Source organism: Variovorax sp. MPBD4-3, from assembly GCF_058809745.1.
On the sequence record NZ_JBXASW010000039.1, the window covers coordinates 41,076 to 56,192 of the forward strand.

10 protein-coding genes and 1 pseudogene are annotated in these 15,117 nt (G+C 58.0%); 3 read left to right on the forward strand and 8 right to left on the reverse strand.

The genetic code is table 11. The features are described from left to right. Positions 1 to 11: 11 nt before the first annotated feature. Positions 12 to 3,701 carry a hypothetical protein gene (locus AC1RVW_RS20835; protein ID WP_493202217.1) on the reverse strand — a complete coding sequence of 1,230 codons (3,690 nt, stop codon included), beginning with the start codon at positions 3,699 to 3,701 and terminating at the stop codon, positions 12 to 14. 509 nt (positions 3,702 to 4,210) lie between these two features. Beyond that, a pseudogene (locus AC1RVW_RS20840) lies at positions 4,211 to 4,609 on the reverse strand (sodium:solute symporter family transporter); the annotation flags it as partial. A gap of 627 nt (positions 4,610 to 5,236) precedes the next feature. On the opposite strand from AC1RVW_RS20840, the gene AC1RVW_RS20845 reads away from it, so the two are divergent. Together AC1RVW_RS20845 and AC1RVW_RS20850 are read left to right on the forward strand one after the other, a co-directional pair. Continuing rightward, positions 5,237 to 6,421, forward strand: a complete 1,185-nt coding sequence (locus AC1RVW_RS20845) for a toll/interleukin-1 receptor domain-containing protein (RefSeq protein ID WP_493202219.1) — start codon at positions 5,237 to 5,239, stop codon at positions 6,419 to 6,421. Continuing rightward, complete coding sequence (locus tag AC1RVW_RS20850; protein WP_493202221.1) at positions 6,418 to 7,227, forward strand: hypothetical protein; 810 nt, start codon at positions 6,418 to 6,420, stop codon at positions 7,225 to 7,227. Before AC1RVW_RS20845 ends, AC1RVW_RS20850 begins: the two co-directional genes overlap by 4 nt. Before the next feature lie 5 nt (positions 7,228 to 7,232). Here AC1RVW_RS20850 and AC1RVW_RS20855 read toward each other — a convergent pair whose 3' ends face one another. The 5 genes from AC1RVW_RS20855 to AC1RVW_RS20875 form a co-directional block, all read right to left on the reverse strand. Further along, complete coding sequence (locus tag AC1RVW_RS20855; protein ID WP_493202223.1) at positions 7,233 to 8,384, reverse strand: nucleoside triphosphate pyrophosphohydrolase family protein; 1,152 nt, start codon at positions 8,382 to 8,384, stop codon at positions 7,233 to 7,235. 104 nt (positions 8,385 to 8,488) lie between these two features. Further along, positions 8,489 to 9,571, reverse strand: a complete 1,083-nt coding sequence (locus tag AC1RVW_RS20860; protein WP_493202225.1) for a nucleotide kinase domain-containing protein — start codon at positions 9,569 to 9,571, stop codon at positions 8,489 to 8,491. 8 nt (positions 9,572 to 9,579) lie between these two features. Then, complete coding sequence (locus tag AC1RVW_RS20865) at positions 9,580 to 10,530, reverse strand: TylF/MycF/NovP-related O-methyltransferase (protein ID WP_493202227.1); 951 nt, start codon at positions 10,528 to 10,530, stop codon at positions 9,580 to 9,582. Between the two features lie 92 nt (positions 10,531 to 10,622). Beyond that, entirely contained in the window at positions 10,623 to 11,273 is a 651-nt protein-coding gene (locus AC1RVW_RS20870; RefSeq protein ID WP_493202229.1) for an Nmad2 family putative nucleotide modification protein, read from the reverse strand. 6 nt (positions 11,274 to 11,279) lie between these two features. After that, positions 11,280 to 11,768, reverse strand: coding sequence for a TIR domain-containing protein (locus AC1RVW_RS20875; protein ID WP_493202231.1), 489 nt, complete (start codon positions 11,766 to 11,768; stop codon positions 11,280 to 11,282). A 527-nt stretch (positions 11,769 to 12,295) separates the two neighbouring features. Here AC1RVW_RS20875 and AC1RVW_RS20880 point away from each other — a divergent pair. Beyond that, positions 12,296 to 14,782 carry a hypothetical protein gene (locus AC1RVW_RS20880; protein ID WP_493202233.1) on the forward strand — a complete coding sequence of 829 codons (2,487 nt, stop codon included), beginning with the start codon at positions 12,296 to 12,298 and terminating at the stop codon, positions 14,780 to 14,782. Between the two features lie 43 nt (positions 14,783 to 14,825). On the opposite strand, the gene AC1RVW_RS20885 is transcribed toward AC1RVW_RS20880, so the two are convergent. Further along, a partial coding sequence (locus AC1RVW_RS20885; protein ID WP_493202235.1) for a hypothetical protein occupies positions 14,826 to 15,117 on the reverse strand: 292 nt, incomplete at its 5' end.

Consider the following 15,117-nt stretch of genomic DNA (forward strand, 5'->3'; position numbering starts at 1 on the left):
CACAGAAGTGGTCAGCCTGCCTGGCAGGGCTGGCTGCGCGCGACGGGCAGGGCCTGCAGCAGCCGGAAGTAAATCGTCGGATACCACGCGGGCACGGCGGTGGGATTGCTCAGGCGCAGATCGGGCATGGCCTTGATGAGCAGAGCCAGCGCGGCGGATACCAGTCTTCCCTGTACGAACTGGCCGGCGCACTCATGAAGCCCGTGGCCCAGCGAGAGATGGTGGTCTGCCTCAGCGCGGTCCGAATGGAAGTCTTCGACTTGCGCCCCGAACATGGTGTCGTCCCTGTTGCCCGACGCGACCATGGCGAACACCGGGCAGCGATCGGGCACGCTCACACCGCAAATCGTTTGTGCACCATGGGCGTAGCGTTCGATAAGTGCCAACGGTGGCTCGCAGCGCCGCGTTTCGTTTAAGGCCCGTTCCAGCGCTTTGTCTAATGTGGGCGTGGTGCCGGCTGACGCCGTCGAAGCGGTCAAAGCGGCCAGCTCGGACCAGGGCGTGGCGCCGCCTTTTTCGGGGCGTGGGTCTGGCGACAGCAGGTGCAGCGCTGCGCTGGTGAGCAGCAAATGAGGGGACTGGCTGGCCAGCACGGTCTGTAGCAGGGTCAGCAGGGTTTCCATGAACCGCAGGGGACGCCCGGGCAAGGGCACGCCGGGTGCCATGCGTTCGGCAAGCTTCCCGATCAGCGTGTTCTTGTAGGGCGAGTGGGCAGAAAAGGGGGGGAAACTGTAGCGCCACGCGTCGGCCAGCGGCAGGGCGAGTCGAGCGGCCAGGCGCAAGCCCGCGTCGGCCAGCACGATGGGCTCGATCGCGCTGGGCCGGCCCGTCTTGCCGTAGTTCAGCGTCATGGTGTGGGCCAGGGCATCACACGCTTTGCGCTGGGCGGCGTCGCTGATACCGACCAGGTCCCAGATCACCGCCCGCGCCACCGGACGCGCGAACGACAGCATGAAGTCGAACTGCATCAGATGTTGTTGGGCCAGCAGGTCTTTGCACGCATCCTTCACGATGTCGTCGATCCTCGGGCCGGTCACCGCCAGGGCTTCGCGAAAAGCTTCGTCAAGTGCGTCGCGCACGACCTTGTGGCGAGGAAGGTCGAGCGTCACCACACCCCGAAATGGCATGGGCGACGACGTCTGCACGAAATCTGCATTGCGTGCCAGCAGTTCCCGGCAACCGGCGTGATCAAGCACCCAGTAAGCCTGCTGCTCCTCGACCCAGACCATGCGCTTGCCGGCTGCGCGAAGCTTTCTAAGCTCCTCGAATGGACCTGCGCGAAAGCGGGGGTTGGACAGATCGATGCCACCTTGGTCCACAGCCGTGGAAGGCTTGACCTCAGAGACCGGCGGCGCGAACGAATCGATGACATCCTTGACCAGCGCCGCATCGAGTTTGCGCTGGATCAGGTCATCGATGAACCGTGGCCAGTTGCCATCGAGCAAGTCCTGCAATGCCGGTTGCTCAATCCAGTCGAGCAGCAATTTGTCAGCGCCTTGGCTCAGTTCCTCACGGTGCAGGTAAGTGAGTTCAGGCAAATTTGGGAGATACGACGTTTGGGTGGCCGTCTCTATGGCCGTCTTTGTGGCTGCCTGCAGTGGCGGGTTGGTGCCGGGTGCAACATCCCCAAGCAGTTGCCCAACCCCGGCTGTCAATTCCTGACCTGCATTGCGGGCGGCATCCACTGCAGCATCGACGGCAGCACTGACCGCGTTCTTGGCAATATGTATGGCCTCGTCGGCGCCATCCTTGATCTTCCCCAAGGACGCATCGGCTGCGGCGAGCGCTATCGCCACCGGTGAGACCGTGGCATCCAGGGCCTTCAGCGCCGCAATGCCTGGGAAGAACAGATACAGACAGCCGCGCGTCTTGACCAGCGGCGGAATCATCGCGACCAGGGCGCGCGGTGGCAAGTGCGGGTTGGCTGGATCGGGCTCGAAGAAGCGAAACTCGGTGGCATCGCTGCGGACTGCGGCGATCGGATCCGTCGTGCCGTGGATGCCGCTGGCAGCCAAGCCTCTCTGCAGCCACTGCTGCTGAATGAATTCGAACTGCTGTTCGATGTTGGCACCCAGAAACAGGCCCATCAACCCGACCTTGCTGACACCTTTTTCCTGCCAACTGGCAGGCATGCCGCGCCGCAGCAGTCGGCGCCCATGGCGCTGTCCGGCGACGCGAGCCGTGCGCGGATTGGCGCGACGGATGTGGGCGCCGACAGGGCAACGCAGCCCCTCGTGGTCGTGCTCGAGCTCGGGGAATTCCCAGCTGGGTGCGTAGTCGAAAGCGTTGGTCGGTCCGGCGCAGGCAGCCTTCTCAAGCGCCAGTGGTGTGCCGTCGAAGTGGCGGCCCATCAGCTTGGCCCTCAGGCGATCCTTGTCGATGCCTAGGCGGGCTGCTTCTTGCTCGGTGGCCGTCTTGAAGAGTTCAACGTCCTGCTCCATCAGCCTCAGCACGCCGAAGCTGCCGTTGCCGGCCAGCTCTTGCGGCATGTTCCCCAGCGAGCTGCCGCCATAGATGCTCGTGTAATCCTTGTGCAGCAGAAACTCCCCCGGACTGGCGGCAGGCTGGAACTCGGGTTCGGAACCAGGACGTTGGCCGCTGATGCGGGGTTCGGAGAGGTTATCCCGGAAGCCGAAGGGCTCGTAGCCTCCCAACGACGCGCCGCTGAGTGTGCGCAGATGCTTGATTCCCTTGGCGGCGCCTTGCTCGAGCGCTTGCACCGCTGTCGCGTAGGGTGCGTTGTCCGCCCCTGTCTCCTTGGTGTAGAGGAACAGCACGACGTGTTCCGGCTTGCCCGTGGGCCCGCCGAATAACCAGTGCTCCGGTTCGCTGAGATCCCTGTCACCGTTGGCCGCGGCCCGTTTGGCAGCACCTTCCCTAAACGCAACGGGAAACGCTTTCAGTTCATCTTGTCGGGCACTCGCCAGCAGTGTCTGCAGGCCTTCGAAACTGAGCGCTACCTGCGTGAGCACCGCAGGCGCCTTGCCGCCGGGCCAGGGGACGGCGTCGCTCACCCCGAGCCAGGGTGTGTCGGGATCGACCAGGTCGTGAGCGAGCCAACGGCGTGCCGCGGCCGGATCTGTGATTGTGAAAAACAAATAGCTGGCCTGGCTGGCGTTGAACCCACGCAGGATGTTGCCCTGCACGTCGCTTGGGTCGACGGCTGCGCCCGGATGGTCAAGAGCGGCCATCGGCACTTCTTTTCGCGCGCCAATGATGTCGGTGACGGTCTTGTCGGGATACGCGCTGTAGACCGGATAGTCGAAACCCTCAGGAAAAAGTGTGAGGTCGCTGCGCAGATAGAAAGGCACGCGATTCCAATTCCGAACCCAAGCGAGAAATGCGTCGGGGTGCTCTCGTACCGGCATCGGCGGCTTCGCCTTCACGTAGCTCAGCAGCGTGTCGAAGACGTCGCCCAGCGCGATCACGAAGTCCAGCACGTAGGGATCGAGCGGACCATCGAACTCGGTGGTCACCATGAGCGCACGCCCGTCCCAGGAGGGGATAAAACGCGCATAGTGGACGAAAGACAGTTCCTCCAGTGCCCGTTTGATTTTGTCCTGGGCGAGCACGATGTCCCACAGCAGTAGGGGCAACCGGTTCGGTGCCGGATCCAACTCCAGCACCAGGTTGAGGCCGTGACTGACCTGGCTGCTTTCGCTAGCAAGCCAAGGGCGAGCCCATTCCGGAAAGTTACTCATGGCACCTCCTCCGTCGTTTCGCCGCGGCGGCGAACTTGCTCAATTTCGTGAGAGTTTGGCAGAACGCGCAGCGTATGGTGCTGGGATTTTCCTGTGCTGGCCAAGATCGAGTCGGCTACCTGACACTGCGGTACCCCATCGCGAGCAAATGGCCATTTCTCCGTACAAGTAGTGTTTCGCGGTGTTACCGGGACGCACGAGAGACGCTGCTGCTGCTTCACCTCGAGTGAATGATCCCAGGTACGGGACCCGTGTCTGCGAGACTACAAATCTCTGGATGTCCGGCTCTTAGCCGAGGCCGTATATCAACGCAGAGGAGTCGACGCTGATTTGAGGTTCGACTTCACCGATGGCTAAGGCGGCGTCTTCTTCCAAGCGCCGAGGGTTCATGTTCTCCTGAACGAAGCTAAGCGGTGTTTGCCTACAGGCTTTGCCGGAAGCCGAGTCAAGCTTGCGGCTTGCAGATAGATGAACTGTCGCTCGGAAGAAAGGCCGCTGCAGGGGCTGCAAAGCGAGGCCGACACCCAGCCCAGGTAGCTCAGCATGATGATTAGCGAGCACGCCACTTCCACCGTGCGGCCGTAGCGTTCGCGGTAGTAGTCGCTGATGGTAAGCAGCGTCATGCGGTAGAGCTTGCCCGCGAAGAACAGGCCTACCAGGATCAGGCAGGTGCCCGCGCCCAACGGGTCTTCGACCACGCCATTCAAGCCCCCTTCGATGAACTTGGCTGGAATGCCGAGCACCGTTTCGGAGCCGAACCACGTCGCGAAAGTGGTCGTGACGATCATGAACAGCGGCAGGTGCCGCCCTGCAGTGGCGACGTCGGTGGTGTCCTTCACCCGCTTGGCCGCGTAGAGGCCGATGGCGATGGTGACCAGGAGATAGACGATGACCAGCGTCAACAGCACAGCCGAAACTCCTCTACGCAGACTGGGTAATTCTTGGAATCGACAAACCGACGCCTTGCTTTTTGGGATCGATGTTCGAAGTGATCAGCCAGAGGCTTGCTCCGACGCCGATTGTGGGAAGCAAGGCTAATTCATTTCGGATGGGATTTCGAAAAATTCGCTCAGCAAATGATTTAACCAAATGCACCCAAGTGTTTTTATTAAATCAATTTGATAAATAGTTGTATTTTAATGAGATATCGGGAGGCTCTGGATCGATGAGTTTGCCATTCAAGTGAGGGCGCATTGGTATGCATTTCGTTCCTTGGTCTCTTAAAATTTGTTGGCCATTTGATTTGAAGTCAATAGAGGAAGTTGATTGAGGATAGTAAATAAGGCTGTTCCCCCACGCTGCGGGTTGCTGCTTTTGCCGCGATTTGGTCGCCTTGATCGCGCGCCAGGGCGCGACTTCTCGGTGTGGGGATCGAGCTTGCTTGAGCTCGCTGGCTTGGCAGCTTCCACATGTACAGGGGCTGTCGCGTCTGACGCAATCCGGGGGGCAGTAGGAATGGGTAGGAAGCGGCTAGACCTCAGCGGCGATGCACAATGCGCGCACAATTCGGCGCTGCAACCGCTGGAGTAGATGTGATGGACGACGCCGTTCGACCGCTTTTTGTGATTTATGTCTTGTGGCACAGCCAGTTCGCCAGAGGCGCGGAGCTTGCCGAGGAGATACGCTGCCACTTCAGACGCCAGCTTTACGAGAACGTAGCTGGCGGCAACGGTTTAAGCGTCATCTTTCGCTCAGTGCTTCCGCCAGGCGCCGACGTTCCATTGGATATCGACTTGGAAGAGGCACGATCGACTGCTGTGGTTGTTCTAACAGACGCCCACTTGGCCGCCGATGCCTCTTGGAAGGCGTACATCCAACAGATCGCAGACCAAACAAATGCAATCGGGCTGCACACACGTACGTTCCCCGTGTCGATTGATCACCAAGCGGTGATTGAGCTCGGATTCGAAGAACAATCGTTCCGGTGGGCGCTTTGGGAGGGCGATGACCAGCAAAAGCGTCGCAGGTTGCTGAGCGAACTCACGTATGAGTGCTGCCGGATGCTTCGTCATCTCCACGCGTCGCTGAAATATCCCGGCGAAGACGAAACCGCCCTTGAAACCTATCTCAAAAAAGTCCAAATCTTCCTGAGTCACTCGAAGCACGACAGCGTGGGTACAAAGGTCGCCGGTGCAATACGAAAGCACCTGCATGACGGCACAGGGCTGACGAGTTTCTTTGACGTTCACGATATTCCCGCTGGACTGCGCATCGACCGCGTTCTGTTGGAGCAGGTGAAGGTGAGTGCAGTGGTGGCGGTCCACACGGATAGCTACTCATCACGGGAATGGTGCCGGCGGGAGATCATCGAGGCAAAACGCCATCACGTCCCCCTTGTGGTCGCGAACGCAATTCACGAACGCGACGAGCGCGGCTTTCCCTACATGGGAAATGTTCCCGTGGTCCGCGTTGACCCTGACAGCCTGTCCCGAATCGACTTCCTGATCTTGTGTCTGCTGGGCGAAGTTCTCAAGAACTATCTCTGGAGATGTCGAGTACTCGTTTCCCAAGGTGCCGCACTGCCATCGGTGGTCTTTGTGCCGCGATCGCCTGAGTTGATCACACTTGCCTGCTTACCACCGGCATCTGAAATGCCGCTACCGATCATTGTTTACCCAGATCCGCCGTTGAGTGATGAAGAGGAACGCCTGTTCGAGGCTGTCGCCCCACACGTTCAGTTGCGCTCCTTCAATGAATGGATCTCAGGAGCAATACGATGAGCTTTCAGGAAGTTTTGCACCAACATACCATTGCAATTTCGGCGTCGGACAGTCCCGATCTTGCCTATCTGGGCCTGAGCGAACACCACCTGATGGACGCGATGGTTGAGCTGGCCCGTCACTCTTTGGCGCTTGGCGCGCATCTTTTGTACGGCGGTGATCTAAGGCCTGGGGGCTTCACAGAACTTCTTTTTGAGGTCGCTGAGCGTCACCGCAAGGACGCGAACCCTGAGGCCGTCAGTGTGACGAACTTTCTCGGGTGGCCTGTCCACGCAAAGATGTCTTCAGCGCAAGTTCAGGAACTCGCTACGGCGCTGGACGGCCTGGCTAAGATTGTTTGCCTAGACGAGCGCGGGGCGAGAACAGATATCAGAACCAAAATCGCGCTGGACCGAGATCCGTCGCAAGCGGAGTGGAGCGCGGGCCTTAGCGCGATGCGCAGGGTCATGCACTCCGAATGCGACGCACGAATCATCCTTGGTGGCCGCGTCGAGCAGTACAAGGGGTCGATGCCTGGCATAGCAGAGGAGGCGTTGCTCTGTTTGGAGGCCGCTTCGCCCATCTACATACTCGGCGGGTTTGGCGGCTGCGCGCGAGACATCGCCGAAAGTGTTGGGTTGGCGGATCCCTTGGCAATCCACGGCCGAAGTTGGCCTGGTCGCGATTCCATTGCTCGGTTCGAGCCATCAAGTATCTGGAATGGGCTCTCGATTGAAGAGAACCGCATTCTTGCCCGGACTCCTCACGTCGACCAAGCGGTCGTACTGGTTCTGAAGGGACTGATGAACCTACTGAAACGAAGTTAGCCGCACTAGGCGGCCGCGGCCAAGCCAGTTCCCGGTTCATCTTCTGAGGCCGCGACCATCAGACTTCGGTTGTTCAGGTCAATGGTCACAAGGCCTCCGCGATGTTGTCGCAGGAAGCGAAAGATTCGAAAAGCCTCAAGGATCGCGTGCTCCCACGTCCACGGTGGTAGCTGTTCCACCTCGTAGCCCTTCACCATTTCGCCGATCGTTTTTAGTAAATCGAAGTCAACACTGTCTACGTGTTCGAATGCCTGATGTCTAAGCCCGTAAGCGAAGATCCAGTTAGAGATTCCTTCTTCCGTTATCTTGGCCCGGGCGCCATCTTGGTTCTCGTTGATCGCGGGCTGGCTTGAGCGTCTGACATTGAGTAGGGTTCTGAGAACGGGAGACCATCCAAGGATGCCAGCGAAGGCGAGATGAAACACGTCATGGAATCGGTAGTCGTCCTCTTGAGCTCGGTTGTCGGTCAATGGATCGCCGATTTCCACATCGTTCATTGTCAGCACGACGCGCAATCTGCCGTCCACTCGACGCTCTTCAAACCGTGCCCGCATCAACCGGGGCAGCTGCTCCGTCGGGTCTTCAGTGGCATCCACCAGTGGGGGGAAGTGACGCCGAAGCGGCCATCGAGCCAATGCCTTGAACAGATTCTCGACCGCGGCTTGGCCCAGGTCGATTTGCGCGTCGTTTGAGGCTGAGACAAGCTGCCCAAAAACATCCGTCAGTTGTGCTGCAAAACCTTCTACGACGCCCGCGCTGCGCTGCCGCCGGATCAAAGCGCTGATCGAGCCTCCCAGTTGCAAGAGCCTGGATCGAACGTGCGAGGGGTCTGCGGGGCCGTGAAAAAGCGCGTTCTGGGGCTGTAGATCATTGAATGTTCGAACGGTGGCCCCAGCAGTTGAGTGTCCGGCAACCTCTTGCAAGGTCATGCCGCAATGACCAATGACATTTGTCAAATACCAAAGCACGTCGCCTGTTTCCTCCAGTGAGCTGGCCTCGTATGACACGTAAGCATTGTGGTCGCGCTGCTTCTTCTTTAGCTCGCTTAACAAGCTCCCAATCTCCCCAAAGAGGCCGAGAAGCAGAAACTCAAATTTTTCGTCGTCGCCTTTGGGCCCGCGGTATGTCCGAGCTGCACAATCCTGATACTCGTTCAAGCTAAAGGGCCCAAGCTCGCTCCTGCCAAACTCGGATCGAAGGTCTTCGATTGATCGCATGGGACTGGATGGTGCAGATGGAAGGTGCGCGTCGACCCACACCCTCACTGGTCTTCAAAAAGATCGAGATTGCGCTGCGGCACATGCTCTGCGGACCGAAGTGATTTTAGGGTGGCCCATGCAGACGTAGAAGCTGCGCCCGGAAGTGTGCCCGCCGGTTGAAGATCCCACTTGGGGGGCAAGAAGAGTGGAATGGGTTGCGTGGATGCATTGAACCGAGCCTTGATGCGACTCCGGGCGCTCGTAAGTTCGGGCACCGCCTCTCGACAATACTTATCAAGCTCGCAGAAGAGGCCCTGGCAATCGATGGCATGCAGTCGCCGACCGAATAGACCGCTGAACGGTAAATGGAGGCGAGCAAACTCTTCGCGCTGTCGATCGACCATCCAAAGAATTGCGTCCGCAGGCGAGTAGTCCCCAAGGTCAGCGAACGCCTTCTTCAAGCCACGCAGCGCGCCGGGCCCGGCCTGAACGTAGTCGTTTTCACTGAAGTTTGTCAAAGCGGAGTAGTTGATGTCGATGGCCGTTTGATAGGCCATAAACGGTCCCATCAGTGGGAAGCTCTGGAGTAGGGCAACCAAAGCCTGCAGAGTCGGCGCTTCGATCGCTCGGCTCGCGCAATTTTGGTCCACGAACATGTACCGAAACAGTGCGACGTGATTCCGATGTTTTTGATCGAATCCGAATGCCTTGTTTGCGCAAAGTATGAACGCACCGGTGTAAAGCCCCCCGGTCTCAACCTTGATTTGGTCTAGTGCCGTCAGAAAGTCGCCTGAACTCAGGTGCTCAATTTTCGGTGCGCCGCCCAATCGCCTCGTCAGTTCCTGCCAAGTTCTGATGTTGCTAAACATCCGAAACGCGACGATCTGAAAGATTCGGTCTTCGGGCGTGGTCGCTGGGTCGGCACCGTAGGCTACCTCTCGGATCAGGAACTGTGAAACCCGATCCAATGCGCGGAAAACATTACAAAACTTGAACGTCTGAAGGATCCGGTCGTCCGACCAAGGTTGGGGCGCTCCAGCTAAACGTGCCTCGAAAGCGCGATGCCTCAGCGAGGCAAATGACCAGTAGAGTTCATAGACTCCACTGCGTGGGGTTGGCCCGCGCCGTCGCACTAGTTGTTGCAAGCGACCGGTCATTGCTGCCGGAAAAACACGCCGGTGCCGTGCAGGTTGAAGTATCTGAGGTCTGCGGCAAGAACCTTGGCGGCAATGCGCTCGCCGATGGTGTCAACGAACATATTCGTGCCAGCCCAATGATCGAAAATGATGGCACCGCCCACCTGGGTGCGTTCGGCAATGACCTTGATGATCGCGCTCGCCGAGGTGAAGTTGTCAGTATCGACGAACGACAGAATCAAATCCTCGCAGGCGAGTCTGGAAACCGTGTTGACGACATCTCCCTCGACGATTTCAACGTTTCTGTCCTTGAAGACCGCGCGGACGACCTCGACGTCCGTGAACACGCAATCGGGATGGTTGTACATGTCGAGCGCGCCGCGCCTTTCTGGAAAGCCGTTGAAGGTGTCGAAGCCATACACCTTCCACGATGCACCAATCTCCTCAATGAAACGCGATATCAGCATTGTCGTTCCGCCCTTGAACATGCCGAACTCAGCCACAACCCCGTTCAAGCCGCGTAGATGGGCATTTCTGAGGCACTGGTAGATGTGGACCAGGCAATGCGGATATCCGTTTGCCAGCGACTGAATGTATGCATTCTGTCGGGCGCGGTCGAATGCTGGATCCGAAAAGTCGAGGTGCGCGTAACCTCCAACCAGCAGTCTGGTCGCTGGCGAGACCAGGGGCGCTAACGCTTCGAGCAAAGCCTCCTTTCCGGCATCCTCGGCGATTACCACGATGTCGGGCGCCAGCGACCGGAGCTCATCCAGGGAGCGAACGAGGCCTGCCGTTCGAAATGCAAAAAAACCTTCCAGCTTCGCAGCCCCCGCCTGAAACATGGGCATTGCAGCGATTTCGAATGCTTCCTCACACCAACCGGCGATCGCCACTCGGGTTCCCGGCCCTAGGCTTACAACTGCATCGTTGAGTTTTTGCTTGAGGCGAGAGAGATCGGCTGGGAGCATTGCGCTTGAGCGATTCGCTTTTTTTGGAAGAAGGAAGGCCGGAAGACTCGTTGACACCAGTTCCGGCCCGACCCGCGCGGCTTGTACCGAAGTTAGAACATTCTTTCCCGTATCGGGTCGTATCGTTGTGCCGACTGGTCAAAGTTAATGGGGTCCGCTAGCACTGCCCTCGGAGTGGCGGCGATCTTTGTCTTCAGCCATTCCAAGAGTGCTCGAGCGTCAAGCGCGTCGTAACGATAGTAGTTGCGTGCGTTTCGCGTGTAGTTCAACTCGTTGGACACGTTTGCCGGTAGAGCCTCAGCCAGCGAGCCGAAATAGACAAACTCGGTCGAAAGCAGCACCCGATTGATGCGTGTGTCGTGATCTGTGTTACCGGCTGACTGGGTTCCGTCCTCTAGACTGTGGACAGAGTCCTGCTGTTGCCAAGGGGAGTCCTCTGTGTCTCGATGGTAGATGTTGTCGCCGACAAGCTTTTTTTGCGTGCCGTTTCGCTTTGGGCGACGCGGCAAGTGTTCGGGTGCGGCCCAGTACTGGTCAAAGGTCATGTCGCTGGTGACCAACATCGCGAACACGACGCGCATTGCAGGGGGAATCTTGGTGCCGGTCAGCCCAATGATCCAGTCCCCTACCTTCGCTCGCTCCCTGATATCGGGCTTGCAACACGCCAGGCTGCACAAACCGCCGAACGGGTTCGGGGCAAAGCCGAGGTCGTAGCTCACGGCATACATGTAGATGCTAGTCATGGTTGCTCAGCAGATGTTGCGCGGGGGAGCGTTCGGCGGTTGGCGTTCCGTACCGTCGGGGTTCTGAAATGGGTCGGACCTGCCTTCGATCGCATCCATGACGCTGTCCGAGTTCCACGCGACTAGCGCATCTCCATACTTTTTGAACGGTTCGGGCAGATCGTTTTCCGTGCCGCCGCGCTCGTATACCCCGACGATGCGTTTGCCCAGCTCATTGGCCTTTTTGATTTCCCAGTCGACCCATGGCCGGGTATGGGTTTCTCGACCGATCAGCACGACCACAGTTGATGCCCAGGACATCTTCATTCGCAGCAGGCGTGCAATCGTGCGCTCACTGATCTTTCCTTGGTCTAGCCGCTGTTGATTGCTCGGCTTTGCCCGAATTGAGCTGTTCCGAATCTCATAGCCGGATCGACCGAGCATGTCGGTGAGCCCAGATACATGCCGATCATCCGCGTGGTGATGGCTGATAAATATGTGGCGCCGTTGAGGCATTGCGCTCCTCCATCCTGATCGAAATTCGGCGACTATTTCGCCATCTTCTGCACCCTGATCGATCCAATCCCCGCGACATCGATGGTTCCACTTACGACACTGGTAGGTCGAATGATGGAATCGCATTCAAAAGTCAAACTGTTTTCCAACCTTAACACGTGCTACGGCGTGTTGCGCGTGGCGCAAGTCACGTTTGGTGGAAAGTTTCGTTGATGCAACTTTTTCAGCAACCACCCATGACCATTCTTTTTAGCCCCCTTAAAAAAGGAATTCCCTTGTTTCGCACTCTTGGTGAAATCAAAGTTGCGTTCAAATTTCTGTCAAGCCATAAATATGGGAGATGCGCGATATTTGTTGGGCGGCGGTGCGCACCCTAGGCGCTACGATTGAGGCTTTGGAGCAAATTTGCGAAAAATCCCCTGTGCCCCAGCGAGAGCGGGGCGTTGGGTGCGGTGCTGGGAGTGCCGGATAAGTCAAAAACGGGACAGGTGTGCTGTTAGATCTGCGCACCATCGAGGAGAGCTTGTTTGCCGAACGAATTTTCGCCAGACCAAGGGGCCGCACATGTGTTGCTTTCTGAGATGCGAACTCGGATTGCAGTGCAGCCGCTTCCTTATCAGTATGGGATTGAAGCGCGAGCGCTAGAGAGCCTTTGGGATTTATTTGGCCTCGCGCGCAAGACTATGAAAGATCATCCGGGATGCGAGACATTCGCTCGTATCACGACGAATATGCTTAATGTGCATGTTCGGCCAGTCACATCAAAATGGCATCGCGCACACATGGCTGGCGTACTCGACTCGCGGGATGGAGCCAACGAGTTTCGTGCCGAGCTCGCTCAATTACAGAAGAAGCTTGTTGTATTCGCTGCCGACCTTCAGCGAATGGCGTATGGGACCTATCAGCCAGATGACGTGGCTGAACCCGTCGTCTCCGAGGATGAGATTAGCGATTGTTTCAAACCGGTGCGCTACGGGTTGACCGCCTCAAGTATTTTTTCCATTGAGAACGCCGCCGCTATCAATGCCTCGGAAGAACACGAAATTGCGTCTCGGCGGCGCCATTATGGGATTCAGGTGAATCCACGGCACGATGCCGTCGGCCTCGCCCTGTCAGGAGGCGGCATCCGCTCGGCGACGTTCTGTTTGGGTGTGATTCAGGTACTGACGGATCGGGGGCTGCTTCAGGATGTTGACTACATGTCAACCGTTTCTGGTGGCGGCTATACCGGTAGCTTCATAACCTCTCGAGTTGGTGGTGGAGTTGACCTACGCTCAATGGGGCAGCCGTTTGGGCCCGACACCGATGCTGTGAGGCACCTCCGGCAGAATGCAAAGTATCTCGCCGCTAAGGACATTTTGGGGCAATGGACAATGGTGGCGGGTACGTTTGCAGGGTTGTTGCTGAACCTTTCGGGCCCCCTTGCAATTCTCTGCGCTCTTGCTGCATTCACCGCCGGAAGATTTGATGCTGCTTGGCTGCGGGTTGGCGCCCAAATTTGCGCGGAGGTGGCGCTCGCTATTCTTCTTGCATACGCGTTGGTACTGCAGCGCGAGACTGCGGCACGGTGGATGAAGGGGCTCTTTTCCGTCGCGCTTGGCTTCTCGGCGGTGGCGCTACTGGGCTACTGGCTGAGTTTGGCCGTCGGCGGATTCATTACGTTGACCTGGTCTCCGAGGATGGCCGCGGTTTTTATCTTGGTGGTGACTGTTGTGCCTGGGGTAGCGGTTGCCCTCATGAGGCTTCCCTCAGTGTCAACGGCACGGAGGGCAACATCTAAAGCCCTTCTCCTCACGGCCGGATGCCTGGTCCCGCTTCTCGCCCTTGTTACTCTTCATTCGTTGCTACATCTGGCGACTTTGCCTGTAGACGGAAATGCTGCTGCACTAGTTCCACTACGGTACGTGAGCGGCCACACTATTCTGATTCTGTCGTCTATCGTGCTGGGGGTTGTCTCGATCCTGTTTGTGGATGTCAACCACACTGGGGTTCATCGACTCTACAGGGACCAGTTGGCGAAGACTTTCGTCAACGGTTCCGTGGGTGCATCGCCGCTGCCACTCCAAGACGTTAACACTCAGGCAGCTGCTCCATATCACTTAATCAATGCGACGGTTAATCTTCCGTCAAGCGAAAACAGCGTGCTGCGAGACCGTCGAAGCGATTTCTTCCTTTTGTCGAAGCACTGGATCGGATCGCCCTCTACAGGATATATGGCCACCTCGAATTGGAAAGCTGGGAAAGCGCCATTGGACTTGGCAACTGCGATGGCGATCTCGGGCGCGGCGGCGTCACCGCAAATGGGCCTTTTTTCCAAGCGAAGCTTGGCACCGTTGCTGTCCCTGTTGAACGTTCGCCTGAACTACTGGCAGAAGCATCCCACTCGGGGCTGCACTACGAAGCCTGGATTCTTTTGTCTCTTGCGTGAGATGTTCGGCGTCTGCATGTCCGAGAAGAGCAAGTGGTTCAACCTCTCCGACGGAGGACACATCGAGAACATGGGCGTCTACGAACTGTTGCGTCGCAGGTGCAAGTTCATCATCTGTGTTGACGGGGAGGCGGACCCGAAGTTCATGTTTGCTGGCCAAATGACGCTCGTCCGCCATGCGCAGATCGACTTCGGAATCCGACTCGAACCAAGACTTGATGAGATTCGTTTCAATCCCGAATCAGGCGTGAGTAGATCGCACATCCATCTTTTGCGCGTGCGCTACCCGGCCGGCCCCGGCCATGACGCGGCTACTGGCTTGATGCTGTACCTGAAGTTGTCGGTGACTGGGGACGAGACGGAGCTTCTGAAACGCTACCGGATGTTGTACCCGGAGTTTCCGCACCAGTCGACGGTCAACCAGTTCTATGATGAAGAACAATTCGAGGCGTATCGGCAGCTAGGTGTTCACGTCGCCGAAGGCGCGTTCTCGCCGGCACTCCTGACGTCGGGAGTGAGCCCGGCTAACGTGAGGGCATGGTTTCGTGATCTTGCCTCTAGCATGTTGGAGCCGTCGCGACGGTAGTACGGCTGGTAGCTGCGTTGGCTGCAGTGCGGCTTCTCTCGCGTCATGCGGCCAGCGGGGACGAGTTTTGAACAATGGCCGTGACGAGGGGCCGCGAGCGTGAGCAGTAAGGCGAAAAAAGCCGGTAGGACCGAGTGCGGAACCTGATGCTGAAGCTGCTCGCTTTCAGCCACTGTCGTCTTTGCCCTACCTTGTCCAGATGCTCCGAGAAACGCTGCGCGTTTCGGCTCAACTGGAAAGAGGCTTGCTTTTGCTGCACTATGAATCGCCCCGGATTTTGTGGAGGCTCAACACTCTGAGAGGATTGAGCCATGAAGAAGTCGAACAAGTTCTCA